22 protein-coding genes are annotated in these 26553 nt (G+C 55.5%); 6 read left to right on the forward strand and 16 right to left on the reverse strand.

Going from position 1 to position 26553, the window contains the following annotated elements; genetic code table 11:
• Positions 1-36 precede the first annotated feature (36 nt).
• The gene (gene lexA, locus WFN75_RS15090; RefSeq protein WP_040077619.1) at positions 37-645 is read right to left on the reverse strand and encodes a transcriptional repressor LexA; all 609 of its coding nucleotides are present in this window, start codon (positions 643-645) and stop codon (positions 37-39) included.
• A gap of 109 nt (positions 646-754) precedes the next feature.
• Complete coding sequence (locus WFN75_RS15095; RefSeq protein ID WP_040077620.1) at positions 755-1123, reverse strand: diacylglycerol kinase; 369 nt, start codon at positions 1121-1123, stop codon at positions 755-757.
• 154 nt (positions 1124-1277) lie between these two features.
• Here WFN75_RS15095 and plsB point away from each other — a divergent pair, with 154 nt between their 5' ends.
• On the forward strand, positions 1278-3698 hold the full coding sequence (plsB, locus tag WFN75_RS15100) for a glycerol-3-phosphate 1-O-acyltransferase PlsB (protein ID WP_040077622.1): 2421 nt from the start codon (positions 1278-1280) through the stop codon (positions 3696-3698).
• Between the two features lie 54 nt (positions 3699-3752).
• On the opposite strand, the gene ubiA is transcribed toward plsB, so the two are convergent.
• From ubiA to malK, 5 genes are all read right to left on the reverse strand, one after another.
• Positions 3753-4622, reverse strand: a complete 870-nt coding sequence (gene ubiA, locus WFN75_RS15105) for a 4-hydroxybenzoate octaprenyltransferase (protein ID WP_288821141.1) — start codon at positions 4620-4622, stop codon at positions 3753-3755.
• Between the two features lie 13 nt (positions 4623-4635).
• Positions 4636-5133, reverse strand: a complete 498-nt coding sequence (gene ubiC / locus WFN75_RS15110) for a chorismate lyase (RefSeq protein WP_040077624.1) — start codon at positions 5131-5133, stop codon at positions 4636-4638.
• 179 nt (positions 5134-5312) lie between these two features.
• Positions 5313-6263: a maltose operon protein MalM gene (gene malM, locus WFN75_RS15115; RefSeq protein ID WP_336996426.1), complete on the reverse strand. Its 951-nt coding sequence runs from the start codon at positions 6261-6263 to the stop codon at positions 5313-5315.
• A gap of 113 nt (positions 6264-6376) precedes the next feature.
• Positions 6377-7714 carry a maltoporin gene (locus WFN75_RS15120; RefSeq protein ID WP_154298841.1) on the reverse strand — a complete coding sequence of 446 codons (1338 nt, stop codon included), beginning with the start codon at positions 7712-7714 and terminating at the stop codon, positions 6377-6379.
• Between the two features lie 70 nt (positions 7715-7784).
• Positions 7785-8894, reverse strand: coding sequence for a maltose/maltodextrin ABC transporter ATP-binding protein MalK (malK, locus tag WFN75_RS15125; RefSeq protein ID WP_040077627.1), 1110 nt, complete (start codon positions 8892-8894; stop codon positions 7785-7787).
• Positions 8895-9263: 369 nt separating this feature from the next.
• Here malK and malE point away from each other — a divergent pair, with 369 nt between their 5' ends.
• The 3 genes from malE to malG all read left to right on the forward strand — a co-directional run bounded on the left by malE (position 9264) and on the right by malG (position 13027).
• Positions 9264-10454, forward strand: coding sequence for a maltose/maltodextrin ABC transporter substrate-binding protein MalE (gene malE / locus WFN75_RS15130; RefSeq protein ID WP_046885542.1), 1191 nt, complete (start codon positions 9264-9266; stop codon positions 10452-10454).
• A 123-nt stretch (positions 10455-10577) separates the two neighbouring features.
• The gene (malF, locus tag WFN75_RS15135) at positions 10578-12122 is read left to right on the forward strand and encodes a maltose ABC transporter permease MalF (RefSeq protein ID WP_336996427.1); all 1545 of its coding nucleotides are present in this window, start codon (positions 10578-10580) and stop codon (positions 12120-12122) included.
• A gap of 14 nt (positions 12123-12136) precedes the next feature.
• Positions 12137-13027, forward strand: a complete 891-nt coding sequence (malG, locus tag WFN75_RS15140) for a maltose ABC transporter permease MalG (protein WP_040078625.1) — start codon at positions 12137-12139, stop codon at positions 13025-13027.
• A gap of 86 nt (positions 13028-13113) precedes the next feature.
• On the opposite strand, the gene psiE is transcribed toward malG, so the two are convergent.
• The 6 genes from psiE to pgi all read right to left on the reverse strand — a co-directional run bounded on the left by psiE (position 13114) and on the right by pgi (position 19536).
• On the reverse strand, positions 13114-13524 hold the full coding sequence (psiE, locus tag WFN75_RS15145; RefSeq protein WP_040077630.1) for a phosphate-starvation-inducible protein PsiE: 411 nt from the start codon (positions 13522-13524) through the stop codon (positions 13114-13116).
• Between the two features lie 223 nt (positions 13525-13747).
• Positions 13748-15844, reverse strand: a complete 2097-nt coding sequence (locus tag WFN75_RS15150; protein WP_336996428.1) for a YjbH domain-containing protein — start codon at positions 15842-15844, stop codon at positions 13748-13750.
• On the reverse strand, positions 15844-16581 hold the full coding sequence (locus WFN75_RS15155) for a capsule biosynthesis GfcC family protein (protein WP_336996429.1): 738 nt from the start codon (positions 16579-16581) through the stop codon (positions 15844-15846). The genes WFN75_RS15150 and WFN75_RS15155 overlap by 1 nt, the downstream gene beginning before the upstream one ends.
• Positions 16578-17216, reverse strand: coding sequence for a YjbF family lipoprotein (locus WFN75_RS15160; protein ID WP_046885546.1), 639 nt, complete (start codon positions 17214-17216; stop codon positions 16578-16580). The genes WFN75_RS15155 and WFN75_RS15160 overlap by 4 nt, the downstream gene beginning before the upstream one ends.
• Positions 17217-17279: 63 nt before the next feature.
• Positions 17280-17522, reverse strand: a complete 243-nt coding sequence (yjbE, locus tag WFN75_RS15165; protein ID WP_040077635.1) for an exopolysaccharide production protein YjbE — start codon at positions 17520-17522, stop codon at positions 17280-17282.
• A 364-nt stretch (positions 17523-17886) separates the two neighbouring features.
• Entirely contained in the window at positions 17887-19536 is a 1650-nt protein-coding gene (pgi, locus tag WFN75_RS15170) for a glucose-6-phosphate isomerase (RefSeq protein WP_336996430.1), read from the reverse strand.
• 374 nt (positions 19537-19910) lie between these two features.
• On the opposite strand from pgi, the gene lysC reads away from it, so the two are divergent.
• Positions 19911-21260 carry a lysine-sensitive aspartokinase 3 gene (lysC, locus tag WFN75_RS15175; protein WP_046885548.1) on the forward strand — a complete coding sequence of 450 codons (1350 nt, stop codon included), beginning with the start codon at positions 19911-19913 and terminating at the stop codon, positions 21258-21260.
• A 35-nt stretch (positions 21261-21295) separates the two neighbouring features.
• Here lysC and WFN75_RS15180 read toward each other — a convergent pair whose 3' ends face one another.
• The 3 genes from WFN75_RS15180 to WFN75_RS15190 are packed head-to-tail and all read right to left on the reverse strand — an operon-like array spanning position 21296 to position 24447.
• A complete protein-coding gene (locus tag WFN75_RS15180) occupies positions 21296-22084 on the reverse strand; it encodes a nucleotidyltransferase domain-containing protein (RefSeq protein ID WP_040077640.1) in 789 nt (262 codons plus the stop codon).
• Positions 22085-22088: 4 nt separating this feature from the next.
• A complete protein-coding gene (locus WFN75_RS15185; RefSeq protein WP_336996431.1) occupies positions 22089-23315 on the reverse strand; it encodes an RtcB family protein in 1227 nt (408 codons plus the stop codon).
• Between the two features lie 4 nt (positions 23316-23319).
• Complete coding sequence (locus tag WFN75_RS15190) at positions 23320-24447, reverse strand: slipin family protein (protein WP_336996432.1); 1128 nt, start codon at positions 24445-24447, stop codon at positions 23320-23322.
• Between the two features lie 437 nt (positions 24448-24884).
• Here WFN75_RS15190 and rtcR point away from each other — a divergent pair, with 437 nt between their 5' ends.
• Positions 24885-26459, forward strand: coding sequence for an RNA repair transcriptional activator RtcR (rtcR, locus tag WFN75_RS15195; protein ID WP_336996433.1), 1575 nt, complete (start codon positions 24885-24887; stop codon positions 26457-26459).
• The last annotated feature ends 94 nt before the right edge of the window (positions 26460-26553 follow it).

A 26553-nucleotide genomic window follows, 5' to 3' on the forward strand; every position in this document is an offset into this window, starting at 1 on the left:
CAGGCTACGACACAGTCGTAGCCTGTCAGGAAGAGATTACAGCCAGTCGCCGTTGCGGATAACGCCAACCGCTAAGCCTTCAATGGAGAAGTTATTTTCACGCAGGTCAACAACGATGGGGGAGAATTCGCTGTTTTCCGGCAGAAGCTGAACAATGTTGCCCTGCTTCTTCAGGCGCTTCACGGTTACTTCGTCGTCGATACGCGCCACGACCACCTGGCCGTTACGCACATCCTGCGTTTTATGCACTGCCAGCAGATCGCCGTCGATAATGCCGATATCCTTCATGGACATGCCGCTAACGCGCAGTAAAAAGTCTGCACTCGGCTTAAACATACCGGGATCAACCTGATAGTGACCTTCAATGTGCTGCTGCGCCAGCAGCGGCTCACCCGCTGCTACGCGGCCTACCAGCGGCAGGCCCTCTTCTTCTTCAACCAGCAAACGAATGCCGCGAGACGCGCCGGAGACGATCTCCAGAACGCCCTTACGTGCCAGGGCTTTGAGATGCTCTTCAGCGGCGTTCGGAGAACGGAATCCCAGACGCTGCGCGATTTCCGCACGCGTGGGTGGCATCCCCGTCTGGCCGATATGATCCCGAATGAGATCAAACACCTCTTGCTGCCTGGTCGTTAACGCTTTCATTCCGCCCCCTGGGTGTATATACAGTTATGCTGTGAGTATATACAGTCAAAGGCGATTTTGGAACCATAAACCGCACAAAAAACCAGAGACTTATTCGTTTTGTCGAGGCTTATCGAAAATGTCCCCACAGCAGTGAGACCCAGGTAAAGAGCGCGACAAAGATACTTAACAATACCGCCGCCGAGCCCATGTCTTTGGCCCGCCCGGAAAGTTCGTGATAATCAGACCCGATACGATCTACTACCGCTTCAATCGCACTGTTTAAAATTTCGACTATCATCACCAACATCACCGAGCCAATCAGCAGCACGCGGGTAATAGGATCGACATCCAGCCAGCAGGCAATAATGATTGCCGCAATCACGGCAACGCTCTCCTGGCGGAAGGCCGCCTCGTTGATCCAGGCTGCACGGATCCCTTTCCATGAATAACCAGCAGCTTTAATGATACGGGTTAACCCAGTGGTATTATTGGCCATCAAAAGAACCTTTATTGAAAAATAGCGTCAGTAACTATAGCTATAGAGCGTTGCCATACCGCCTGAAGTATGACGGGTAACAACAGAAATTTTGTGCGCATTCTGTTATCCTTGCGCCGCAATTGCATTTTTAACCAGAGGCTTTACATCGTTTATGTCTGGCTGGCCAAGAATTTACTACAAATTACTTAATTTACCATTAAGCGTCCTGGTAAAAAGCAAGTCTATCCCGGCAAATCCTGCGCCGGAATTAGGGCTCGATACCTCGCGCCCTATTATGTACGTTTTGCCTTATAACTCTAAGGCCGACTTGCTGACGCTGCGCGCCCAGTGCCTGGCGCATGATTTACCTGACCCGCTGGAGCCGCTGGAGATCGACGGCACCCTGCTGCCGCGCTATGTCTTTATCCACGGCGGGCCGCGCGTGTTCACCTATTACACGCCGAAAGAAGAGTCCATCAAACTGTTCCACGACTACCTCGATCTGCACCGCAGCAACCCGAATCTGGATGTGCAGATGGTGCCGGTCTCGGTCATGTTTGGCCGTCGCCCGGGACGCGAAAAAGGGGAAGAGAACCCGCCGCTGCGTATGCTGAACGGCGTGCAGAAGTTCTTCGCTGTGACCTGGCTTGGTCGCGACAGCTTTGTGCGCTTCTCGCCGTCCGTCTCTCTGCGCCGGATGGCGGATGAGCACGGTACCGATAAGATTATCGCGCAAAAGCTGGCGCGCGTGGCGCGTATGCACTTTGCCCGCCAGCGTCTGGCTGCTGTAGGGCCACGTCTGCCTGCCCGTCAGGATCTCTTCAACAAACTGCTGGCATCCAAAGCGATTGCCCGTGCGGTTGAAGACGAAGCGCGCAGCAAAAAAATCTCCCACGAAAAAGCGCAGCAAAACGCCATTGCGCTAATGGAAGAGATCGCCGCGAACTTCTCTTACGAGATGATTCGCCTCTCCGATCGTATCCTGAGCTTTACGTGGAACCGCCTCTATCAGGGCATTAACGTTCATAACGCCGAACGGGTGCGTCAGCTGGCGCACGACGGTCATGAAATTGTCTATGTGCCCTGCCACCGCAGCCACATGGACTACCTGCTGCTCTCGTATGTGCTCTATCATCAGGGCCTGGTACCGCCGCATATCGCAGCCGGTATTAACCTGAACTTCTGGCCAGCAGGGCCGATTTTCCGTCGCCTGGGTGCGTTCTTTATTCGCCGTACCTTTAAGGGCAACAAGCTCTACTCCACCGTCTTCCGCGAGTATCTCGGCGAGCTGTTCAGCCGCGGCTATTCCGTTGAGTACTTCGTTGAGGGAGGTCGTTCCCGTACCGGGCGTCTGCTCGATCCGAAGACCGGAACCCTGTCGATGACGATTCAGGCGATGCTGCGCGGCGGTACACGTCCTATCACCCTGGTGCCGATTTACATCGGTTACGAGCATGTGATGGAGGTGGGAACCTATGCAAAAGAGCTGCGCGGTGCCACCAAAGAGAAAGAGAGCCTGCCGCAGATGCTGCGTGGGCTGAGCAAGCTGCGTAATCTCGGCCAGGGCTATGTGAACTTTGGCGAACCCATGCCGCTGATGACCTACCTGAACAACCATGTTCCGGAGTGGCGTGAGTCTATCGATCCGATTGAAGCCGTACGCCCGGCCTGGCTGACGCCAACGGTGAACGGTATCGCCGCAGAGCTGATGGTGCGTATTAACAACGCAGGTGCGGCTAACGCCATGAACCTGTGCTGTACGGCATTGCTGGCGTCGCGTCAGCGTTCGCTTACCCGCGAGCAACTGACCGAACAGCTCGACTGTTACCTCAATCTGATGCGCAATGTGCCTTATTCACCGGACTCCACCGTGCCAACGGTCAGCGCCAGCGCTCTGATCGACCACGCACTGCAGATGAATAAGTTCGAGGTAGAGAAAGACACCATCGGCGATATCATCATTCTGCCGCGCGAGCAGGCGGTGCTGATGACCTACTATCGCAACAACATTGCCCATATGCTGATGTTGCCTTCGCTGATGGCGGCCATTATCACCCAGCATCGTCACATCACGCGTCAGGCGCTGCTGCATCATGTTGAAGTGCTCTATCCGATGCTTAAAACCGAGCTGTTCCTGCGCTGGGATAAGGACGAGCTGGCAAGCGTACTGGATCAGCAGAGCGAAGAGCTGGTGCGCCAGGGGCTGATTACGTTGAAGGATGACGTACTGCAGATTAATCCGTCCCGCTCCCGGACCTTGCAGCTGCTGGCCGCAGGCGCGCGTGAGACGCTGCAACGCTATGCCATTACGTTCTGGCTGCTGAGCGCAAACCCGTCTATTAATCGGGGTACGCTGGAGAAAGAGAGCCGCACGCTGGCACAGCGCCTGTCGATGCTGCATGGCATTAACGCGCCAGAGTTCTTTGATAAGGCGGTGTTCAGCTCGCTGGTGCTGACGCTGCGTGACGAAGGCTATATTAGCGATAGCGGTGATGCCGAGCCGGAAGAGACAATGAAGGTTTATCAGATGCTGGCAGAGCTGATTACCTCGGATGTGCGCTTAACCATTGAGAGCGCCACCCAGGGCGAATAGCGCTGAAAAGCAGGTCGATAATGTTAAAACGGCAGCCTTCTGGCTGCCGTTTCATTATGCCCAGTAACTCGCCGCCAGGCCTAAAAACAGCACCAGCCCCACGTAGTTATTGTTCAGGAAGGCTTTAAAACAGGCGTCACGATCGCGATTCGCAATCAGCTTTTGCTGATAAACAAACAGCCCACCCGCGGCCACCACGGCGGCATAAAATACCCCGTTCAGCCCGTTCAGATAGCCAATCGCCACCATCAGGGCCAGTACCGCCACCTGCAGGATGCCGATAATCAGCTTATCCTGGCGGCCAAACAGAATCGCCGTCGACTTGATACCGATTTTGAGATCGTCATCGCGGTCAACCATTGCGTACTCGGTGTCGTAAGCCACGGCCCAGAGAATGTTGGCAAGAAACATCAACCAGCAGCTCAGCGGCACGGTCTCGCTGACGGCGGCAAAGGCCATTGGGATCGACCAGCCAAATGCCGCCCCCAGCACCACCTGCGGCAGATGGGTGTAGCGCTTCATAAAGGGATAGACCCACGCCAGCGCCAGCGCTGCCACCGAAAGCAAGATGGTCATGGTGTTGAGGGTTAACACCAGCAGGAAGGAGATAAGTATCAGCACCACAAACAGCGTGCGAGCCTCTTTCTCGGTCACTGCGCCACTGGGCATCGGTCGATTAGCGGTACGCTTCACGTGGCCATCGAATTTCCGATCGGCATAATCATTCACCACACAACCTGCGGCACGCATCAGCCAGACGCCCGCCACAAACACCGCCAGGATCCACAGCGGCGGCAGGCCAGGCGTGGCCACCCACAGCGCCCACAGGGTTGGCCACAGCAGCAACAGCGCCCCAATCGGCTTATCCGTGCGCATCAGGCGGTGATAAGCCAGCAGCTTGTTCTGCGTCAGACTCCACTCCATATCTCTCTTCCTCTTAGTACAACGGCGATGCCGGTAAAAAAAGCTCCGTCAGCATTAACGGTTTACCACTTAAGCGCAGGCGTGAGCGACGCCCCCACAGATCGGCATCGCGACCAATTTCAATAAAGTCCCGGGTGAGCTCTGACGATGTAAACAGATAGCGCCCCAGCGGAGTCTTGCCCATCTTCTGCAGAGCCAGCTCTGGTCCGGTGAGGGTCGACTCGGGCACCACGGTGCGTCCGGCAAGCCAGGGTTCTCCGTCGGCACAGAGTAAAATTTCTCGCAACCAGTAGCGCGGCTCTTGTGGCAAAAGCGGCAGTTCGTCCTGCACGGCATCGGCAGTGACAAACCCTTCCTGAATGAGAGTGACGGTGACCTGTTTGCCCTGCTGCTCAAAACGTTTGGTCATGGAATCTTCCAGCAACAACCAGTCGAGTTGCGCCGCATCCAGAGGGGGAATTTCTTCAAAGTAACGCAGCGCACGCAGTTGCGTTAGCGCAGGATGTGACATGCCAGACTCTCCGTTACATAACGTAAGGCTATTGTATCGCAGAAATGGCAACAGAGGGGGGGCAAACGCAACTTAGCGATCATTATCGCAACAGGGATGCAACAGGCTGCATCCACAAAAAAAGTGCGCCCGACAGGGCGCACCAAACTACTGACAAAATCAGCATTGTGGGGAGACGGTCACCCCTTGCCTTTTACACTGCTGATAAAGGTGGAACGGGCCGATGTGGAGCCCAGACGCTCTGCTTCATCAAGGAGTTTCAGCGCTTTGTCGACATCGCCGCTGTTTACCGCCTGCTTAATCGCGTTATTGAAGTAAGCTTCGGTGTCGTTCAGTACCGGCTCGGCTTTCTTCGCCGGGGCAGGCGCTGGCGCGGCGACCGGAGCTGGCGCTGGCGTGGCATAGGCCGTGGCCGGGGCGGCGGTATTCCCTACGGTCACCGGGCCGTTTGAGGAGGAGCCAAACAGCGGGCCAACCAGTACGCTGGAGGCGGTATTGGTCGACACTTTCAGCTTCACGGTGCCGTCGGTGGTATGACGGGCGATAGGATCGGGGATGTCTGGAATCGCGTTGCCGATCCCTTTGGCATATGCTTTAGCCGGATCGAGCAGCGTGGTCGTTTTCTGAAGATCCTGAGGGGTGGTGAAGACCAGCACGTAGAGCTTTTGCTGTCCCAGCGCCGGGGTCAGACGCATCACGCCTTCCAGACGATCTGCGCTCATCACGCCCGGCTCCTGGTACGGGAAGTAGTCAGACGGGAAGAACGCCGCTGGCGTCAGGTTTTGATCCAGGATCAACACGTTCGGGGCAAAGACGCTGGTTTGTTTGTTCACTTCGCTCGTGAGGGTCAGCGCGATTTCGCCGATATTCGCTGGCACGCTAAAGGCCAGCACCGGGCCAGAAATACCGGGAACGTTCAACGGCTGGCCGCCCGTTGCAAGCTGGGCGGTTTTTGGTTTTGACTGATCGACAGGCGTCCAGACCAGCTGCTGCAATGCTGCGGTCGGTACAGACGGCGCCGCCGTGGTATTTTGTGGTACGAAATTTACGTCAGCAAAGGTAACGGCAGGCATGCTGGCCAGCAGCCCTGCGGATAGACAAAGGGCAACGAGACTTTTTTTCATTTTCATTGTAATCACCTCAAAAGCACAGGTTCAGCGGTAGCCAGGCAATAGCGCGCCGTCCCGAAGGAATTGAGGGGCTTTCGCCCCTCGTTTGGTCTGTACGTCAGATTAAGACGTTATTACCACCAGATTTCCATCTGGGCACCGAAGGACCACTCGTCGTTGTCACCGCGGCTAAAGGTTCTTGCCGAGGTATCGCTATAAGCGATGCCAGGGGCATAGCCTGCGATAGTGTTTTTACCTGTTGGCGCATAACCCCATTTTTCGTCCCACTTCGCGTAAGTGGCGAAGATACGGATAGCCGGACGAGACCAGATGCTATCACCCGCCTGCCATTGCTGTGCGAGAGTGACTTTAACCTGATTGTTGGTATCGCCTGTTTCCTGAGACTTAACGTTGTCGTAGCCAACTTCAAGCAGGGTACTCATGATTGGGGTCCATTTGTACATAGGGCGCACGCCCACAGTCCACCATTTAGTCCCATTGTTGCTGTCCAGATTGATGTCCTGGTACATACCGACATACATCAGATCCCAGCTGTCACCCAGAGAGACCGCACCGTGGTCAAGGAGTCGTATCAGGTGACCGTTATTATCCATGGCATAGTTAATGTCATCGGAAGTACCGATGCTTGCGCCCTGCGATAGTCCTTTACCATGAGAAGTCATTGAATCCGTTGCGTACTGGACAACGAATTTGTTAAAGCCTTTCAGCATGCTCTGGGTATGTTCAGCGGTGAACATCCAGCCATCTTTAGATGCGCCATCAACCAGATAGTAGTCATCACGCTCGTTTGCACGACCATAATCCACACCCAGCTCCAGCGTACCGCCCGGGTTGATTTCCATCTGGGCTAAGCGAACGTCGAAAACATCGTTTGCTGTACGGGTGGTGTAGTCGTAGATGTTGTTGCTAGCGAAGGCAGAAGAACCACCCGCTTCAGAGGAACGCGTTGCCGCCAGAGAGAGTTTACCGAAACCGACATCGATATTTTCCAGACCCGCACCCGGACCTGAAATATCCCAGTAGTAGAAGTCGATCATGTGAACGTCATGACGCTGATAGAAGCGCTTACCGGCCCAGATAGTGGAGCCTGGCAGCCATTCAATCAGGTTTTTACCCTGCACGTTGGCTTCACGGAAGGCCGGGTCAGTGGCTTCCCAGTCGTTCTGCTGTGCAACGGAGTAGGCTACGTTGGTGTCGAAGTAGAAGCTCTTATCGCCCTCTTTCCACACTTCCTGGCCCAGTTTAATTTCGGCATAGGTTTCACATTCGTTACCAAGACGATATTTAGAACCCGCACCCGTTGCCTGGAAACACTGTTGTTCGCCGCCACTCCCGGTCCAGCCAATGCCAGAACGAGCATAACCTTTAAAGTCGACAGCGCCGGCCTGGGCAGACAGGATGCCTGCCGCAATGGCGACCGCCAGAGGGACTTTGCGCAGAGTAATCATTATTCTATCTCCTGAGATCATTGCTTTTCTTTGAACACTTCACCTGTCGGTTACGTGTTTTCTTTTGGAATGCTTAAACGCCGGGCTCTTTATGCAGCCGACGACATGCGGTGCCATCCTCACGGAACAGATGGCAGCGCTCTGGCGGCAAGCCAATAGCGAATGTGGCACCCTCTTTTACCAACACCACGTCATTCTGGCGGTAAACCAGGTTCTGACGGATGGCGGGGATCTGGATATGAATCTGAGTTTCGTGGCCTAACTGTTCTACTACCTGCACCTCACCTTCCAGCGTCACATCGGCGATGTGGCTAGGCAGTAAGTGCTCCGGGCGAATGCCCAAAGACATGTTGGCGCCAACGGTCACGTTGGTGCTCTCGACGGGTAACCACACCTGCTGGCGGTTCGGCAGCTCAACCTGAACCTGTTCGATGGCGGTCGCCGTCACTTTCACCGGCAGGAAGTTCATCTTCGGCGAGCCGATAAAGCCCGCAACAAAGCGATCTGCCGGATAGTGATAGAGTTCCAGCGGTTTACCCACCTGCGCCACGCGACCGGCATCCAGCACCACAATTTTGTCGGCCAGCGTCATCGCCTCGACCTGATCGTGGGTGACGTAAATCATGGTGCGACCCAGACGTTTGTGCAGACGGGAAATCTCGATACGCATCTGCACGCGCAGCGCGGCATCAAGGTTCGACAGGGGTTCATCCAGTAAGAAGACGCGCGGTTCAGCCACCAGCGTACGACCAATCGCGACGCGCTGACGCTGGCCGCCCGAGAGCGCCTTCGGTTTACGCTCCAGCAGGTGCGCCAGCTGCAGCACTTCGGCAACCTGAGTCACACGCTGGTTGATAATCTCTTTCTTCGCGCCGGCCAGCTTGAGGCCGAAAGACATGTTCTCGGCAACCGAGAGATGGGGATAGAGGGCATAAGACTGGAACACCATGCCCACGCCGCGCTCAGCGGGCGGCACATCGTTCATACGGGTGTCGCCAATGAACAAATCACCGCTGGTGATGGTTTCAAGACCGGCAATCATGCGCAGCAGCGTGGATTTACCACAACCTGACGGGCCAACAAACACCACGAATTCACCTTCCTGGATATCCAGGTTGATGTCTTTCGACACCACCACGTCGCCCCAGGCTTTCGTTACATTACGCAGCTGTACGCTCGCCATCCCCTACTCCCTTTGTTACAACCCGTCATCGACAGAAACATTCAAGATGGGCTGACTATGCGGTAACGCGTCGCGTCGCGAATCCTCCACCCCCTGGCTTTTTTATGGGGGAGGAGGCGGGAGGATGAGAGAGCAGGCTCTGCCCCCGGCGAGCGGGGGCGGAGGCGAAAATCGTGATGCAGACGGCAAAATTCACTGCCTGTTTATGTGCGCCAGTACGCATAACTCAAATTTATGCTACGCAGATCACACATTGAGGGGGTGGGGCGTAGGGTCAAGGAGGATGGAAAGAGGATGTCAAATAAGGAGACTGAGCCACGTTGAACTACCTCATTGTATCCACAGCACATCATAAAAAGGATGGCAGATATGAATATCAAGACTGGCGCACGCGTTTTCGCATTGTCCGCCCTGGCAGCAATGATGATTTCCGCCCCGGCTCTGGCCAAGATCGAAGAAGGTAAGTTGGTTATCTGGATTAACGGCGATAAAGGCTATAACGGCCTGGCCGAAGTGGGCAAAAAATTCGAGAAAGACACCGGTATCAAAGTCACCGTCGAACACCCGGATAAGCTGGAAGAGAAATTCCCGCAGGTTGCAGCGACCGGCGACGGCCCGGACATCATCTTCTGGGCGCATGACCGTTTCGGTGGTTACGCACAGTCTGGCCTGCTGGCGGAAGTCTCGCCGGATAAAGCTTTCCAGGACAAGCTGGTCCCGTTCACCTGGGATGCCGTGCGTTACAACGGCAAGCTGATCGCCTACCCGGTGGCGGTTGAGTCGCTCTCCCTGATTTACAACAAAGACCTCGTACCTAACCCGCCGAAAACCTGGGAAGAGATCCCGGCGCTGGATAAAGAGCTGAAGGCCAAAGGTAAGAGCGCGCTGATGTTCAACCTGCAAGAGCCGTACTTCACCTGGCCGCTGATTGCTGCCGATGGCGGTTATGCGTTCAAGTTTGAAAACGGCAAATACGACGTCAAAGACGTGGGCGTGGACAACGCAGGCGCGAAAGCGGGCCTGACCTTCCTGGTTGACCTGATCAAGAACAAACACATGAACGCGGATACCGATTACTCCATCGCCGAAGCCGCCTTCAACAAGGGCGAAACCGCGATGACCATCAACGGTCCGTGGGCGTGGTCCAATATCGACAAGAGCAAAATCAACTACGGCGTAGCGGTGCTGCCAACCTTCAAAGGCAAGCCGTCTAAAACCTTCGTTGGCGTGCTGAGTGCCGGTATCAACGCCGCCAGCCCGAACAAAGAGCTGGCGAAAGAGTTCCTGGAGAACTACCTGTTGACCGACGACGGTCTGGACATGGTGAACAAAGACAAACCGCTGGGCGCCGTGGCGCTGAAATCCTTCCAGGATACGCTGGCAAAAGATCCACGTATTGCGGCCACTATGGATAACGCCCAGAAAGGCGAAATCATGCCGAACATCCCGCAAATGGCAGCGTTCTGGTACGCCACCCGTACCGCGGTCATCAATGCGGCAAGCGGTCGTCAGACTGTCGATGCGGCGCTGAAAGATGCGCAGGGACGTATCACCAAGTAATGCCGTAATTCCCTCTCCCCCGGGAGAGGGTTAGGGCAAGGGTTGTCGCTATCTGCACCCCTCGCCCCGGCCCTCTCTCGCAGGAGAGGAAGAAAAGATAAAACGCTGTTGAGGAAGAACCCCATGGATGTCATTAAAAAGAAACACTGGTGGCAAAGCGACACGCTGAAATGGTCAGTGATTGGTCTGCTTGCCCTGCTGGTGGGTTACCTTGTTGTTTTGATGTACGCCCAGGGGGAGTACCTGTTTGCCGGCATGACGCTGATTTTGAGCGCGGTTGGCCTCTATATCTTCGCTAATCGAAAAGCCTACGCGTGGCGTTATGTCTATCCGGGCGTGGCCGGGATGGGGCTGTTTGTCCTGTTCCCATTAATCTGTACTATCGCAATCGCGTTTACTAACTACAGTAGCACCAACCAGCTTGCGCAAGAGCGCGCCCAACAGGTGCTGATGGATCGCTCATACCAGGCGGGTAAGAGCTTTAATTTTGGCTTGTATCCTGACGGTGACCAATGGAAGTTAGCGCTTACTGACCAGGAAAGCCAAAAGGTCTTTGTTTCTGATGCCTTCAAATTTGGCGGTGAACAAAAGCTGACTCTGAAAGAGGCCGCGGCCCTGCCGGAAGGCGAACGCGCGAATCTGCGTGTCATTACCCAAAATCGTCAGGCGCTGACCCAGCTCACCGCCATGCTGCCGGATGAGAGCAAAGTGACCATGAGCTCGCTGCGCCAGTTCTCCGGCACCCGGCCGCTGTATACCCTGACCGATGACGGCACCCTGACCAACAACCAGAGCGGCATGAAGTACCGTCCGAATAACGATGTCGGTTTTTATCAGGCGGTAAACGCCGACGGCACCTGGGGTGATGAGAAGCTCAGCCCGGGCTATACCGTGACCATCGGCTGGGACAACTTTACCCGCGTCTTTACTGATGAAGGTATTCAGAAACCGTTCTTCGCGATCTTCATCTGGACGGTGGTCTTCTCGGTACTGACGGTGATCCTGACCGTGGCCGTCGGCATGGTGCTGGCCTGTCTGGTGCAGTGGGAGTCGCTCAAAGGCAAAGCGATTTACCGGGTGCTGCTCATTCTGCCCTACGCCGTGCCCTCGTTTATTTCGATTCTGATATTCAAAGGGCTGTTTAACCAGAGCTTTGGTGAGATCAACATGATGCTGAGCGCGCTGTTTGGCATCAAACCGGCCTGGTTCAGCGACCCGACCACCGCCCGTACCATGATTGTTATCGTCAACACCTGGCTTGGCTATCCGTACATGATGATTCTGTGCATGGGGCTGCTGAAGGCGATTCCGGACGATCTGTACGAAGCCTCGGCGATGGACGGTGCGACCCCTTTCCAGAACTTCTTCAAAATTACGCTGCCGCTGCTGATTAAGCCGCTCACGCCGCTGATGATCGCCAGCTTCGCCTTTAACTTTAACAACTTCGTGCTGATCCAGCTGTTAACCAACGGCGGCCCGGATCGCCTGGGCACCACCACCCCGGCAGGCTATACCGACCTGCTGGTGAGTTACACCTACCGTATCGCCTTTGAGGGCGGCGGTGGCCAGGACTTTGGTCTGGCGGCGGCGATTGCCACGCTGATCTTCCTGCTGGTGGGCGCGCTGGCTATCGTGAACCTGAAAGCAACCCGCATGAAGTTTGACTAAGGAGGGTAATGAATATGGCTATGGTCCAACCCAAATCGCAAAAGTTACGTTTACTGATTACCCACCTGGGGCTGCTGATTTTTATCGCGGCGATTATGTTCCCGCTGCTGATGGTTATCGCTATTTCGCTGCGTTCAGGGAACTTCGCCACCGGCAGTCTCATCCCGGAACAGATCTCCTGGGAGCACTGGAAGCTGGCGCTGGGCTTCAGCGTTGAACATGCAGATGGCCGCGTGACGCCGCCGCCGTTTCCGGTGCTGTTATGGCTGTGGAACTCGGTGAAGGTGGCCACCATTACGGCCATCGGCATCGTGACCCTTTCCACCACCTGCGCCTATGCCTTTGCCCGTATGCGCTTCCCGGGGAAAGCCACGCTGCTGAAAGGGATGCTTATTTTCCAGATGTTCCCGGCGGTACTGTCGCTGGTAGCGTTATATGCCTTGTTTGACCGTCTGGGTCAGTATGTGCCCTTTATCGGCCTCAATACCCACGGAGGCGTGATCTTCGCTTATCTGGGCGGGATTGCGCTGCATGTCTGGACGATTAAGGGCTATTTCGAAACCATCGACAACTCGCTGGAAGAGGCGGCGTCGCTCGATGGCGCAACCCCGTGGCAGGCATTCCGTCTGGTGCTGCTGCCGCTGTCGGTGCCGATTCTGGCGGTGGTGTTTATTCTGTCGTTCATTGCGGCCATCACCGAAGTGCCGGTCGCGTCTCTGCTGCTGCGTGATGTAAACAGCTATACGCTGGCGGTTGGGATGCAGCAATACCTGAACCCACAAAACTACCTGTGGGGCGACTTTGCCGCCGCCGCTGTGCTCTCTGCCATTCCGATCACCGTTGTATTCCTGCTGGCTCAACGCTGGCTGGTTAACGGCCTGACCGCAGGCGGAGTGAAAGGTTAAGTTTCATTGTTCTATGCCACTGTTATCCCTCAAATTGCCTTAAATTCACTGTGACTGTTGTTGGCGCTCTTCGGAGCGCCTTTTTTTTATTCCCGCTTCAGGCGTTTGGAGTTGCACAGCCAGAGGGTGATCACCAGCAGCAGAATGGCGGCCGAGTAGATCAGCACGTCGAGCGGCGAGGTATGATCAACGATAATCAACCGCACAATCGCCGTAATGCCAATGTAGACAAAGTAACGCAGCGGAAAGTGAAAGCCAGACTGGAAGTACTTCACGATCAGGGCGATAAATTCAAAGTAGAGAAAGTAGACCACCAGCCCTTCGACCAACTCGTATTTGCTGGTTTGTTCAGGGGCAAACAGGACATCGGCCAGATGCAGCGTCTCTTTGCCGAGAAAGACGACCAGAATCAGACCAAGGCTCAGCAGACCGAGGTTCAGCACGGTCTGGAGGATAGTTGAGATGAACTCAACGCGCGGGCGGGTCAGGGATGTCATACAGCACCTCATTCTCCAGGGCGAGGTTCCTGTATAACGCAAAAATGTGACGGGGATCTATATTTTTTGTTTATGTTTTACTCGATTCGGAGTTTGTTACCCTCACCCCGACCCTCTCCCTGAGGGAGAGGGGGAAAACCATGCCCTCACCCCGGCCCTCTCCCTCAGGGAGAGGGAGAAAACCTAACCCTCGCCCTTGGGGAGAGGGTTAGGGTGATGAGCCTCAGCGGAAGTTAATACTCTTATCGCTGGTCATATCATACAGCTGGAACTTACGTCCAAGCTGTTGCCCCCCGTCGCGGGTCAGCGGCGTCCAGCCAATGGCCGCGCGGCTGCGGGTCGGGCCTGATGAGAAGAGATCCAGCGGAATAGAGACATACACCCCTTTGGTGAAGTCCCCTTCCCCGTACTCATCCGGCGACACGTTGGTGAGGGTCGCATAGCCACCCACAACCACGCCGCTGTCGAAGTGTTTCGAGATATCCAGCGTGCCGCCTTTATCCCCCGCCAGATACTGTCCAACGCTCGCTTTCACCAGCACATCCTGAGCAAACGACGGCGTCCAGTAGGCGGTGAGATGACCCGTTTTCACGCTGTAATCGGTGAACTTCATCATGTCCTGCGCGCTGCGCCAGTCACGCTGTTTCACGTAGTTGGCATCCAGACCGAACGCCCAGTTGCTGTCGACAGGACGGTAAAGCACTTCGGCCCCCGCACCGCCATACATGGTCTCCAGGTAGCCTCCGTACACCTGGCCGTAGAAGCCGTTGCCAAAGTACTGGAAATAGTTGGCCTGCAGGTTGTTCACGTACGCGTTGTTTTGCACATAGTCACGTACGTGTGTACGCACGCGCGGCAGCTTCGAATCGCTTGGCGGGTTGGTGTAGTTGAACTTGTCGTAGTTGTTCGCCAGGTTGCCAAACAGACTCCCGGTGGTCAGGAGGTGATCCGTCACCCACAGATCCGCCGTGGCCATCACCCCCAACTGGTACATATAGAAGTTTTCTGGCCCACCGACGGACTGGTTTAGCACCGGATCGATATGGAAATCGAAGCGCGGTTTATCAATATACCAGCCCTGCTCGGTGCTCTCTGGCACTATCGGCTCCACCCGTTTTTGAACCAGTTCGGTCTCATGTCCCAGTGGCTCTCCCGCCAGATGGCGCTGCAGGCTTGCCACATCCGTTTCAGTGGTCACCTGAGGCAGGTTAAGTCTGTTTTCAGTTACGCGGATCGTGCGGATCCCGTCGGGAAGATCGTTCATGATGATCCGGTTGGCGCGTACGATCCCTTCTCCTGAATCGCGGTATTTCACCTGCTCGCCGGTCACGTACAGGGTATCGCCCTTCACCTGGATCTTCGCATCCGCGAGGCCGGCGTTGTATTTCAACAGCGTGAGCTGGTTGGCAACAACCGTATGCTGGAGGATGGCATCCTGCGGCTCCGGCTGGTATTTCGGCCGGGCGTTATCGTTGTATGACGGTCGCATATCATTGAAGTTAGTGCGCAGGGTCACGCCAAACATCAGGGTATTGCCCCGCTCATAGCTGAGGTTCACGTCGGCCCAGTCGGTTACGCGATAAATGGCGCCAACGTTAAACTTGCTCTTCTGTTCCAGCTTGCCGGCAAAATCTTCGCTGTAGTTATTCCCTTCATACTCCAGCTTCAGGCGTAGCGGCTGCCAGGGCGTCTGATACTCTACGCCGCCAAACAGTGAAGCGGGGCCGTGGAACATCTGATCGCCATTGACCGAACCGGCCTTTTTATAGCTATTGTCGCGGTAGCAATATTTGTCGCTGTATGAACAGAACGGGTTACTGACGTTACCGCTGGTGCCGAGATATCCCCAGCCCAGGCCGAGGCTGAAATCAAACGGGCCCCAGGCTTTACTGGCCACCAGGTACTCGGCATCGAACAGACCTGTACCGCCGATATCGCGCGCCCCGACGGAGACCTGCGGCATCCAGTAGCTCTCTTCCCACAGGCGCAGTTTTACGTCGAAGGCTTTATCTTTGTAAGTCTGATTGCCAGAGAAAGACTCTACGCTGCTGTATTTTTTGGTGCGAACGTCGGTGTAGCGCAGAGTGGTTTCCAGCCACGGGAAAAGCTGTACCGAAGCGGAGTAGTAACGATACTGATCGTTATCGCGATAGTTAAGGCTGATCTCCCCTTCCCGCGCCATGCGGGCGGTAGGCGTTTGCAGCAGCCCCACACCACCAAAGTCCGACTGTGACGGCCCGATCGGGGCCGGATACGTTTCTGCGTGGCAGGCGGCGCTCACACACAGCGCCAGGGCGCTGTAGAGATAAGTTTTTTTCATCAATCCGGTATCCGATGCGTCAGGGAGTGAAGGATGTCGGTATTGAGACCGTCATACGCCTTCGTCCAGAAGTGATCGGCAAAGCCGACAAAAATCACGCTGCCCGGCATGGGCTCCACATGACGCTTGTTCCAGTAGGCCACCGGGACGTTCTGCGTACGGCCATCCGGATAAACGACCCACGCATAGCTCTTCTCAGCACCCGCTAACAGGCTCTGCTCGTCGAGATAGCTCGCCACATCACGCCCCGGCGTAAACGGCTTTTTGCCCGGGCTGCTGACCAGCCCCATCACCGTCACGGTGCCAGGTTTGGCGGGGATCCACAGGCTGTACTCCCCCAGCAGCGTCGGATTGCCGTTTTCCGCTATGCGCACTTGATCAGGATCGAGATTTATCCGCTGACGTCCGGTCACGGCAATCTGCTCCAGCTGCTGGCGCACGGCGTTGATTGCCGCCGTATCGTCGCCAGAGGCCTGGCCAGCAAGCCCGGTCAGCCTTGCCAGCAACGCCTTGTGCTGCTGCTCTGCACGCACCGTGGCCTGACGCTCACTGATTACGGCTCCCGGCCACCAGCTGTTTGCCAGACGAGGCTGTCCAACCAGATCGAGGAGGTGTTCCGCATTGGATAAGGTTTTGGGTTCTTTGCTGTCGGCGATATAGACCTTAACCGTGCCCGCCGACCACGCCAGCGGCGCATTCAGGCACATTAACAGCGCAACGCAGAGTTTGATGTTCATTGTTTCGCTGCCTTAATCAGGGTCGCTTTCACCGGGAAGAAATCGGCGCCCAGGTACTGCAACGACTGGCGTATCTGCCCTTCGTCGTCCACCCAGTAACGGTTATGCCAGCTGGCCTGGTCTGTCGTGACGGCTTCATCCAGCACGCGAACGTGAGTCTCGTCGCTGCCGACTTTTACGCTGTCGCTGCCATCCCAGCGAAAGACCGACCGCGCAGTGGCATAGCGCACCTGTTTGTGTTCGGTCCAGCCCATCGTCCGCGTCCAGCTTGCGCCGTCGGTAATTTGATTGGGCTTGATAAGCGGGTCATCCGCGAGGTTATTCACCTCCAGCAGATTGTCGCCGCCGAGCAGTGTTTTTACTATGCGGCCATGCTGCGTAACAATGGTGGCCTGATCCTGCGTCACCCATTTCTGCTGCCCGTTTTCATCGAAAGCGAGTACCACAAACAGTTGCGGGCCATCGTTTAACTGCATGTATTGGCTGGCATAGGGCATGTTCTGGATATCGTCATCGGTCAGGTGTACACCCGGCGTTCCGAACAGACTCTCCCACAGTGAGTTGCCCAGCCCTTTAGTGGTGGCTGAGCAGGCCTGTAAAAGCAGGCAAATCAGGATGATTGCAGGTCGCTTCACGACTCTTCTCCGAAGGGGCGAAATAACCACACCGAAGTGTGGTTAGAGTTAATACACCCGGTATTACTGGGTGCTTGTTGTGGTTGTGGTCGTGGTTCCGGTATTGGAACCATCACCGCCACCGGTTGCCGCCAGCGCGACACCCACGGCCGAGCCTACGGTGCTGGTCGCGGTTGCGGTAGAACTCCCCGCAGACGCAGACGTCGCAGCCGAACCCGCCGCTTCACCGACCTGAACCGGTGCTGCCCAGGCAGACGTTGCCGCAAGCGCAGATATGGCAAAAATGCCATAAAGTACTTTCTTCATATCAATTTCCCTTCAATGAATGAATGGAGATTTACCTGAAAAGAAATTCAGGCGGGATCGAGTATACACAACTAAAGCAGACGGATTGACGCAGCGGGAAATAACAGAAAGGTTTTCAGATAATTGGATGCAGGGAAATAAAAAGTCTATTTAATGAATTAAAAAACCATTAATTTCAATTAATTAAAATATACAGCGAGAGACGGGTTCTGCGTATACTCCTAAAATAGACCCTGATAACTATTGGGCTATTTGGCCTTTTCAGATAAAACTTATAATAGAAATTTGCGTAAGGTAACGGACAACAAGAATAGTCCGATAAAAAAATGCCGGCATGGTGCCGGCATCATTTATGACTAATTTATTACGCGCGCCACGCTTTATAACGGTTAATCAGACCGTTGGTTGAACTATCGTGGCTGGCGATATCTTTATCATCACTCAGCTCAGGCAGGATGCGGTTAGCCAGCTGTTTACCCAGCTCTACGCCCCACTGGTCAAAGGTGAAGATATTCAGGATCGCGCCCTGGGTGAAGATCTTGTGCTCATACAGCGCAATCAACGCCCCCAGGCTGAACGGAGTGATTTCGCGCAGCAGGATGGAGTTGGTTGGGCGGTTGCCTTCGAACACTTTAAAAGGCACCACGTGGTCCAGCTGAGCCGGATCTTTACCCTGGTCGCGGTACTCCTGCTCTACCACTTCACGCGCTTTACCAAACGCCAGCGCTTCGGTCTGGGCGAAGAAGTTAGACAGCAGCTTCTGGTGGTGGTCAGACAGGGCATTATGGGTGATAGCCGGGGCGATGAAATCGCACGGTACCATTTTGGTGCCCTGGTGAATCAGCTGATAGAAGGCGTGTTGACCATTGGTGCCCGGTTCACCCCAAATAATTGGGCCGGTCTGGTAATCCACCGCGTTGCCATTACGGTCAACGTACTTACCGTTGGATTCCATGTTGCCCTGCTGGAAGTAGGCCGCAAAGCGGTGCATGTACTGGTCGTACGGTAGGATGGCTTCTGTTTCCGCACCGAAGAAGTTGTTGTACCAGATCCCGATCAGCGCCAGCAGCACCGGCAGGTTTTTCTCGGCAGGCGTCGTGGAGAAGTGTTTATCCATCGCGTGTGCGCCGGAGAGCAGTTCAACAAAGTTGTCGAAGCCTACGGAGAGGATGATCGACAGGCCAATGGCGGACCACAGGGAGTAACGGCCTCCCACCCAGTCCCAGAACTCGAACATGTTGGCCGTATCGATACCGAATTCGCCAACCGCTTTACCATTGGTAGAGAGCGCCGCGAAGTGTTTCGCCACGTGTTTGTTGTCGCCCGCGGTTTTCAGGAACCAGTCACGCGCGCTGTGGGCGTTGGTCATGGTCTCCTGGGTGGTGAAGGTTTTTGATGCCACCAGGAACAGCGTGGTTTCCGGGTTCACTTTCTTCAACACTTCCGCGATATGGGTGCCATCGACGTTAGAGACGAAGTGCATATTCAGATGATTTTTGTAAGGGCGCAGCGCTTCGGTCACCATGAACGGACCCAGGTCGGAGCCGCCAATACCGATGTTCACCACGTCGGTGATCGCTTTACCGGTATAGCCTTTCCAGTCACCCGAAATAATGGCTTCTGAGAAGGTTTTCATTTTTTCCAGCACCGCGTTCACTTCCGGCATCACATCTTTGCCGTCAACGATGATAGGTGTATTGCTACGGTTACGCAGAGCCACGTGCAGCACGGCACGGTCTTCGGTGCGGTTGATCTTCTCGCCAGAGAACATGGACTTGATCGCCCCGGCCAGATCGGTCTCTTTCGCCAGATCCAGCAGTTTGGCCAGCGTCTCTTCAGTGATACGGTTTTTAGAGAAGTCCACCAGCATCTGATCGTCAAAGGTCGCGGAGAACTTACTGAAACGATCTGCGTCTTTTGCGAAGAGGTCCGCGATCGAAACGTCTTTCATTTCGTCAAAGTGCTTTTGTAAAGCCTGCCAGGATGAAGTCTGCGTTGGATTGATGGTTTTCATAGCAATACTCTTCTGAATTGAGAATTGTGACTGCGGTCGATTGTAGCGCCTGCGAACAGAAATTGTGATGGTTTTTATGCCATTGCCCTGGTCTGCATCAAACGCATGTGAAAAGACCCGGAAAGTATAGCTGCTGTACTCTCTCCCTGACGCGGTGGATTGTTGTTCAGAAAGGGCAAAAACGAAGGATAAAATAATGGCCTGTTATAAGTCCTGTTACTGAGGGGTACCCCCCCATGAAAAATCCGCATAATCCCAGCATTGACAGGACTTCCCCCGCATTTTATTTATAGGGCCGTAATCTGCGGCTGCACCTGTTTTCGTTTCAATCTTGTGCCACGGTCGCTTTATTCATTCCCTGACACGAGGTTGTTATGACGAGTTTTGTGGTCGCTAAATTTGGCGGCACCAGTGTGGCTGATTATGAAGCCATGAACCGCAGCGCCGATGTGGTGCTGGCCGATCCGAATACTCGCCTGGTGGTGCTCTCTGCATCCGCTGGCGTGACGAATCTGCTGGTTGCGCTGTCAGAAGGACTGGAAGCGACTGAACGCTTCGTTAAACTCGACGCCTTGCGCCAAATTCAGTTCGATATTCTTGAGCATATGCAGAATCCAAACGTGATTCGCGAGGAGATCGAACGTCTGCTTGAGAACATCACCACCCTGGCAGAAGCCGCCTCGCTGGCGACCTCTACCGCGCTCACCGACGAGCTGGTCAGCCACGGTGAGTTGATGTCCACCCTGCTGTTTGTCGAAATTCTGCGTGAACGTCAGGTTCAGGCCCAGTGGTTTGATGTGCGTAAAGTGATGCGCACCAACGACCGTTTTGGCCGCGCCGAGCCCGACATTGCCGCGCTGGCAGAGCTTACCGCGCAACAGCTGGCCCCACGACTGGCGGAAGGCATGGTCATTACTCAGGGCTTTATTGGTAGCGAAGCGAAAGGCCGTACCACCACCCTGGGCCGTGGTGGCAGCGACTACACCGCCGCACTGCTGGGCGAAGCGCTGCACGCGTCTCGCGTCGATATCTGGACCGACGTACCAGGCATCTACACCACCGATCCTCGCGTAGTACCGGCAGCAAAACGTATTGATGTTATCGCCTTCGAAGAGGCGGCAGAGATGGCCACCTTTGGGGCGAAAGTTCTGCACCCGGCGACGCTGTTGCCGGCCGTTCGCAGCGATATTCCGGTCTTTGTGGGTTCAAGTAAAGATCCAAAAGCCGGCGGAACCCTGGTGTGTAAAAACACCGAAAACCCACCGCTGTTCCGCGCGCTGGCCCTGCGTCGCAAGCAGACCCTGGTGACCCTGCACAGCCTGAATATGCTGCATTCCCGCGGTTTTCTGGCAGAAGTGTTTGGTATCCTGGCGCGCCATAATATCTCGGTAGATTTGATCACCACCTCTGAGGTAAGCATCGCCCTGACGCTGGATACCACCGGCTCAACCTCTACCGGCGATACGCTGCTGACTCAGTCGCTGCTGATGGAGCTCTCTTCGCTGTGCCGCGTGGAAGTCGAAGAGAACCTGGCGCTGGTGGCAATTATCGGTAACCAGCTCTCTCGCGCCTGTGGCGTGGGCAAAGAGGTCTTTGGGGTATTGGATCCGTTTAATATCCGCATGATTTGCTATGGCGCTTCCAGCTATAACCTCTGTTTCCTGGTACCGGGTGCCGAAGCGGAGCAGGTCGTGCAGAAGCTGCACCAGAACCTGTTCGAATAATAAAAAAGCCCGGTGCCATCGCAACCGGGCTTTTTTTAGCTCGCCAGCACTGTTTTCATCAACAGGGCATCCAGCGTTTTTATGTCGCCTTCACGGCCATCAGGCAGCGTAGGCGGCACCTCACCCCGCGCCAGCTCTTGCTGCAAAAACGCGTGCAGAAGCGGCCGTCGGGGGCCGTACTGCGCTTCACCGGCGCGCTGTTTGATAGCCAGGAGTTCATCTATTTCCTGGCGTAGCGGCGGCTCCAGCTCGCTTCCTGCCAACAGCTCGGCAAACCGCATCGGCGGCACCCCTCTGCCCGCTTCGACCCAGCGCACCGCTAACAGCGGACGCAGAACGTAAAAGTACTTCTTCAGCCGAACCTCATCCCCCTGCAAATAGCCGCGGAAGTTTTTCCGTGCCATGGAGTAGTAGTGCCAGCGTGCCCGCACCGGGGAAAACCACTGCGGGACTAATGCTCGCAGCTCCGCTAATACCGCGTCGTTCTGCTGATAGACCACCGGCGAATCGAGCCACTCGATTAAGGTGGGGTTCGCCGCCTTGAGCAAGCCCAGCGCTTTGCGCCATTCCCAGCCGCAAACATCCAGTTCGTCATCTATCGGCAGCTCTATCACATCGCGCTGCGGCTCAACACGCAGGTACCATTCAGGTTGATGCACATAGAGAAAGCGCACGTCGTAGTCGCTATCCGGTGAGGCAAAGCCCCAGCCCCGGCTGCCCGATTCGCAGGCGTAAAGCACCTTCACGTTAAAGCGCCGTTCGACCTCTTCTAGCTGCTGCCGCACGCGGTCACGCATGGCGGCATCGACTCCGTTATTTGCCATCTTTTTATCCTTTTACACAGACCACCTGACGCAAGGTATGGACCACTTCGACCAGGGACGATTGCGCCGCCATCACGGCTTCGATGTCTTTATATGCCATGGGGATCTCATCGATCACCTCGCTGTCTTTCCGGCACTCCACGTGGGCGGTGGCGCGGATCTGATCCGCCACGGTGAACCGTTTTTTCGCCGCCGTCCGGCTCATTACACGTCCGGCCCCGTGGCTGCAGGAGCAAAAACTCTCTTCATTGCCCAACCCGCGCACGATAAAGCTCTTCGCCCCCATTGAACCGGGGATAATCCCCAACTGCCCCTTTTGCGCCGACACCGCCCCTTTACGCGTAACCAGCACTTCTTCGCCAAAATGGTGCTCTTTCTGCACGTAGTTATGGTGGCAATTGACCGCCTCTTGCTGAGTCATAAAGGGTTTGGCGATTATGTGTGACAGTGCGCTCAGTACCCGGGACATCATCACCTCGCGGTTATGACGCGCAAAATCCTGTGCCCACTCCACGGCTTCGATGTAGTCGTTATAGTGGCGGCTCCCCTCCTGGAAATACGCCAGGTTTTTATCCGGCAAATGCGCGAGATGTTGCTGCATATCTTTCTGGGCCAGGGTGATAAAGAGGTTGCCAATCGCATTTCCTACGCCGCGCGAACCGCTGTGCAGCATCACCCACACTCGCTGCTGTTCATCGAGGCACACTTCAATAAAGTGGTTACCGGTGCCCAGCGTACCCAGATGCTGATAATTGTTAGTTTTCAGCAACTGAGGGTATTTATCCGTCAGCCGTTTGAAGCGCGGCGCCAGCCCGGCCCAGTGGGTATCCACTTCCGCAGGAGGCGTTTCCCAGGCCCCTTTATCGCGACGAGAACGGGTGTTAGTCCGTCCGTGCGGCACCGCCCGCTCAATGGCGCTACGCAATCCGCTCAGGTTATCTGGCAGATCGCTGGCCACCAGCGAGGTGCGCACGGCGATCATCCCACAGCCGATATCGACGCCCACCGCCGCCGGAATAATGGCCCCTTTGGTCGGAATGACGCTGCCAATGGTCGACCCTTTACCGAGATGCACATCCGGCATCACCGCCAGATGTTTAAAGATAAAGGGCATTCTTGCGGTGTTCAGCAGTTGCTCTTGCGCCTCGGGCTCGACCGGAACCCCATGGGTCCACATTTTTACCGGCGCACTGTTCTGCGCCGTCAAAAGTTGAAATTCGTGATGCTGCATTGCACTACCCCTTTAGATTCACTAATCCGTGCAGGACTTGATCCAGGCCACCAAACACCGAGATTTTGTCGATGCGTTCTGCCACTCTTTCCAGCGTTTCCAGCTCTTTTAAGCGCAGAGCGACCGGGTTGTTTTCCATCACTTTCGCCGTATTTAACAGCGAACGGGTGGCGGCGGTCTCTTCGCGTCGGCGAATAACGTTAGCCTGCGCCGATTTTTCAGCCTCAACCAGGCGGGAGAGGATGGTTTTCATATCCCCCGGTAAGACAATGTCTTTCACCCCTAGAGAGGCGATATCGATCCCAAAGGGTGCCATTCGGGCATCGACCTGCTTGCTTACCACCTCGTCGATGACCTGCTTATCTTCGAGCAGTTCGTCCAGCGTACGGGTACCTACCGCTTCGCGCAGAGCAAACTGCAGTTCGCGGTACAGATGATCAAGCGGACGGGTAAGCTGGCCAAATGCCTGCAACACATCGCGATAACGCCAGTTCGCCGCAAGATTGAGGCGCAGGTTCACTTTATCCTTCGTCAGGATTTCCTGCCCCGCCACTTCCAGCACCTGCAAACGGGTATCGACCACTTCCGCCTCGACCAGATGATTCACTTTCCACCAGGCGCTCATGCCCGGCATTAGCAACGGCTGGGTTTCACCATCGATTTTTAATACCCCCACGTGCCAGGCGGGCACCTGAACCACCTGTATCGCGTCACGCCCTTTCACCGCGCCGTTACGACGGGGCTGCAATACGGCAGCCATCACGTCGTCGGGCACCTGAACCTGGCGCGTGTCGAACCGCACCAGCTTCAGCGCGTCCTCTTCCTGCCAGAACAGACGTCGGGAGGCGGGAGGGATCACCTCCTCAATGACGCCATTCCTGTACAACACCCCGACTTCATTATCTGTTAATTCCACGACCAGGCAGTATGTGTCTACCCAGGCTGGCTGGAAGCGGCGTAAATAGTCGGCGAGTGCTGCCGGGACTTCACTGCCGTCGCGGCTAACCACTAATACGTCCGGCGTGTTGAACCATGGCAGGCGGTGTTCACCCGCCTCAAGTACCTTGTAGTAATCTCCACGCTTCGCCAGCAGCGCCAGTTGACCTTTGCGTACCGTAATTTTTTTTATCATTTTATTTTCCTTTTAAAATCAGGGGCGGGTGCAGGAGCGAAATCGCAGGGGAGATCCCTCTTGCCTGCGATCCGGCACCGTTACCGGCCACCTTCTTTGGGGCTAAAACACCGCCCTCTTTACCATTTATGAGTACAACCAGTTTTCATTGGGGAAATGAATGGGGAATCGAACCCCTGGGTGTCATTGGTTGACGGAACGCCCCGGGAAAACAGTGTTCGCCGTTCCTGGTGCGCCGGCGGGGCCTTAACCCCCTGCGTGCTCAACGTGCTGACAGAGGAGTTATTGCCATAAGCGTGCCAACAAAAGGAAAATGACGAATAAATTTTTATGTATATGAATTTATAGATATTTATTTTTTATCGTCTATTTTGACATTGCATGATCTGCTGATTATTTTTATCTTTTGATATCAACTTTTATCTTTTGGGATAAACATGAAGAAGCGGCGGGTGGTGATTGGCGTGCTCGGCACGGTGATGGATAAACGCGGAAAACGGGCAAACCGCTTTCGCAAATGGCGGCCTACCGTCGGGCTGTGTCAGCAGCCAGACTTTCCTGTCGACCGACTGGAGCTCATTCACCAGCCGCACGATCAGAGCATGGCTCAGCAGATCGCAGAAGATATCGCCCTTCTTTCACCTCTTACCGAGGTTCGCCCTTGCCCGGTCATCATAAAAGACCCCTGGGATTTTGAAGAGGTGTACGCTGCGTTTCTCGATTTTGCGACCCACTACCCCTTCGATACGGACAATGAAGAGTACCTGGTGCACATCACCACCGGGACGCACGTGGCGCAGATTTGCTGGTTTTTACTGACCGAAGCGCGCTACCTCCCTGCCAGCCTGCTGCAAACCGGCCCGGCCGCCAGAGGCGCGCCGGAAGAGGCCATCGCCGCGGGCAGTTACTCAATCATCGACCTGGATTTGAGCCGGTATACGACCTTAACCAGCCGCTTTCAGCGCGAGCAGCAGCAGTCCGTTTCGTTCCTGAAAGCCGGAATCGACACCCGCAATGCCACTTTTAACGCCCTTATCGATCAGATTGAGCGCGTTGCGCTGCGTTCTACAGCGCCTCTACTGCTGACAGGCCCGACGGGGGCTGGCAAGTCGTTTCTCGCCAACCGCATTTATCAGCTTAAACAGGCGCGCCATCGGGTCTCTGGCAGATTAGTCGCGGTGAACTGCGCCACGCTGCGCGGCGACAACGCCATGTCGACGCTGTTCGGCCATGTGAAAGGGGCCTTTACCGGCGCGCAGACGGCCCGAACGGGGCTACTACGCGAGGCCGACGGCGGCGTGCTGTTTTTAGATGAGGTTGCGGAACTGGGCCTCGACGAACAGGCCATGCTGTTAAAGGCCATTGAAGAGAAGACCTTTTTCCCGTTCGGCTCGGATAAAGAGGTGCAGAGTGATTTTCAGCTGATCGCGGGCACGCACCGGGATCTGCGCCAGTGGGTGGCAGAAGGTCGTTTTCGCGAAGATCTCTACGCCCGTATCAATATGTGGAGCTTCGCGCTGCCGGGGCTGGCACAGCGCCGGGAGGATATTGCGCCGAACGTAGAGTACGAACTGCACCGTTTTTCGACCGAAGCGCAGGCGCAGGTACGATTTGATAAAGACGCGCGCGAACGCTACCTGCGCTTCGCCAGTTCTCCCTCTGCGCTGTGGCGCGGTAATTTCCGCGAACTGAGCGCATCGATAGCGCGCATGGCGACCCTTGCCGAACAGGGACGCATTACCCTGGTGCTGGTAGAAGAGGAAATTGAGCGCCTGCAGGCCAGCTGGCAAACAGCGTCGACAACGCCACTGCCTGAGATCGATCTCTTCGAGCAGCGTCAGCTGGAGACGGTGCTGGAGGTGTGTCGGCGCAGTGCTTCACTCTCCGAGGCGGGCCGTGAGCTTTTTGCTGTTTCGCGATTAAAAAAGGCCAATCCAAACGATGCCGACAGGTTACGTAAATACCTGGCCCGCTTTGGGCTGAGCTGGGAGAGCCTCCGCGCGGGATCATGAAGAGAATTTGTTTGAATAAAATTCATTAGCAGGATAAACAATACCTATGGCCGGGCTCGAACCCGGCTTTTTTTATAAAGAAACAACACAATCG

This window comes from Leclercia sp. UBA7405 (assembly GCF_037152215.1).
GTDB classification, from domain to species: domain Bacteria; phylum Pseudomonadota; class Gammaproteobacteria; order Enterobacterales; family Enterobacteriaceae; genus Enterobacter; species Enterobacter pneumoniae.

Excerpts from the sequence above, each read along its gene's own strand:
- lexA (WP_040077619.1), bottom strand. The coding sequence starts at position 645 with ATGAAAGCGTTAACGACCAGGCAGCAAGAGGTGTTTGATCTCATTCGG.
- WFN75_RS15095 (WP_040077620.1), bottom strand. The coding sequence starts at position 1,123 with ATGGCCAATAATACCACTGGGTTAACCCGTATCATTAAAGCTGCTGGT.
- plsB (WP_040077622.1), top strand. The coding sequence starts at position 1,278 with ATGTCTGGCTGGCCAAGAATTTACTACAAATTACTTAATTTACCATTA.
- ubiA (WP_288821141.1), bottom strand. The coding sequence starts at position 4,622 with ATGGAGTGGAGTCTGACGCAGAACAAGCTGCTGGCTTATCACCGCCTG.
- ubiC (WP_040077624.1), bottom strand. The coding sequence starts at position 5,133 with ATGTCACATCCTGCGCTAACGCAACTGCGTGCGCTGCGTTACTTTGAA.
- malM (WP_336996426.1), bottom strand. The coding sequence starts at position 6,263 with ATGAAAATGAAAAAAAGTCTCGTTGCCCTTTGTCTATCCGCAGGGCTG.
- malK (WP_040077627.1), bottom strand. The coding sequence starts at position 8,894 with ATGGCGAGCGTACAGCTGCGTAATGTAACGAAAGCCTGGGGCGACGTG.
- malE (WP_046885542.1), top strand. The coding sequence starts at position 9,264 with ATGAATATCAAGACTGGCGCACGCGTTTTCGCATTGTCCGCCCTGGCA.
- malF (WP_336996427.1), top strand. The coding sequence starts at position 10,578 with ATGGATGTCATTAAAAAGAAACACTGGTGGCAAAGCGACACGCTGAAA.
- malG (WP_040078625.1), top strand. The coding sequence starts at position 12,137 with ATGGCTATGGTCCAACCCAAATCGCAAAAGTTACGTTTACTGATTACC.
- psiE (WP_040077630.1), bottom strand. The coding sequence starts at position 13,524 with ATGACATCCCTGACCCGCCCGCGCGTTGAGTTCATCTCAACTATCCTC.
- WFN75_RS15150 (WP_336996428.1), bottom strand. The coding sequence starts at position 15,844 with ATGAAAAAAACTTATCTCTACAGCGCCCTGGCGCTGTGTGTGAGCGCC.
- WFN75_RS15155 (WP_336996429.1), bottom strand. The coding sequence starts at position 16,581 with ATGAACATCAAACTCTGCGTTGCGCTGTTAATGTGCCTGAATGCGCCG.
- yjbE (WP_040077635.1), bottom strand. The coding sequence starts at position 17,522 with ATGAAGAAAGTACTTTATGGCATTTTTGCCATATCTGCGCTTGCGGCA.
- pgi (WP_336996430.1), bottom strand. The coding sequence starts at position 19,536 with ATGAAAACCATCAATCCAACGCAGACTTCATCCTGGCAGGCTTTACAA.
- lysC (WP_046885548.1), top strand. The coding sequence starts at position 19,911 with ATGACGAGTTTTGTGGTCGCTAAATTTGGCGGCACCAGTGTGGCTGAT.
- WFN75_RS15180 (WP_040077640.1), bottom strand. The coding sequence starts at position 22,084 with ATGGCAAATAACGGAGTCGATGCCGCCATGCGTGACCGCGTGCGGCAG.
- WFN75_RS15185 (WP_336996431.1), bottom strand. The coding sequence starts at position 23,315 with ATGCAGCATCACGAATTTCAACTTTTGACGGCGCAGAACAGTGCGCCG.
- WFN75_RS15190 (WP_336996432.1), bottom strand. The coding sequence starts at position 24,447 with ATGATAAAAAAAATTACGGTACGCAAAGGTCAACTGGCGCTGCTGGCG.
- rtcR (WP_336996433.1), top strand. The coding sequence starts at position 24,885 with ATGAAGAAGCGGCGGGTGGTGATTGGCGTGCTCGGCACGGTGATGGAT.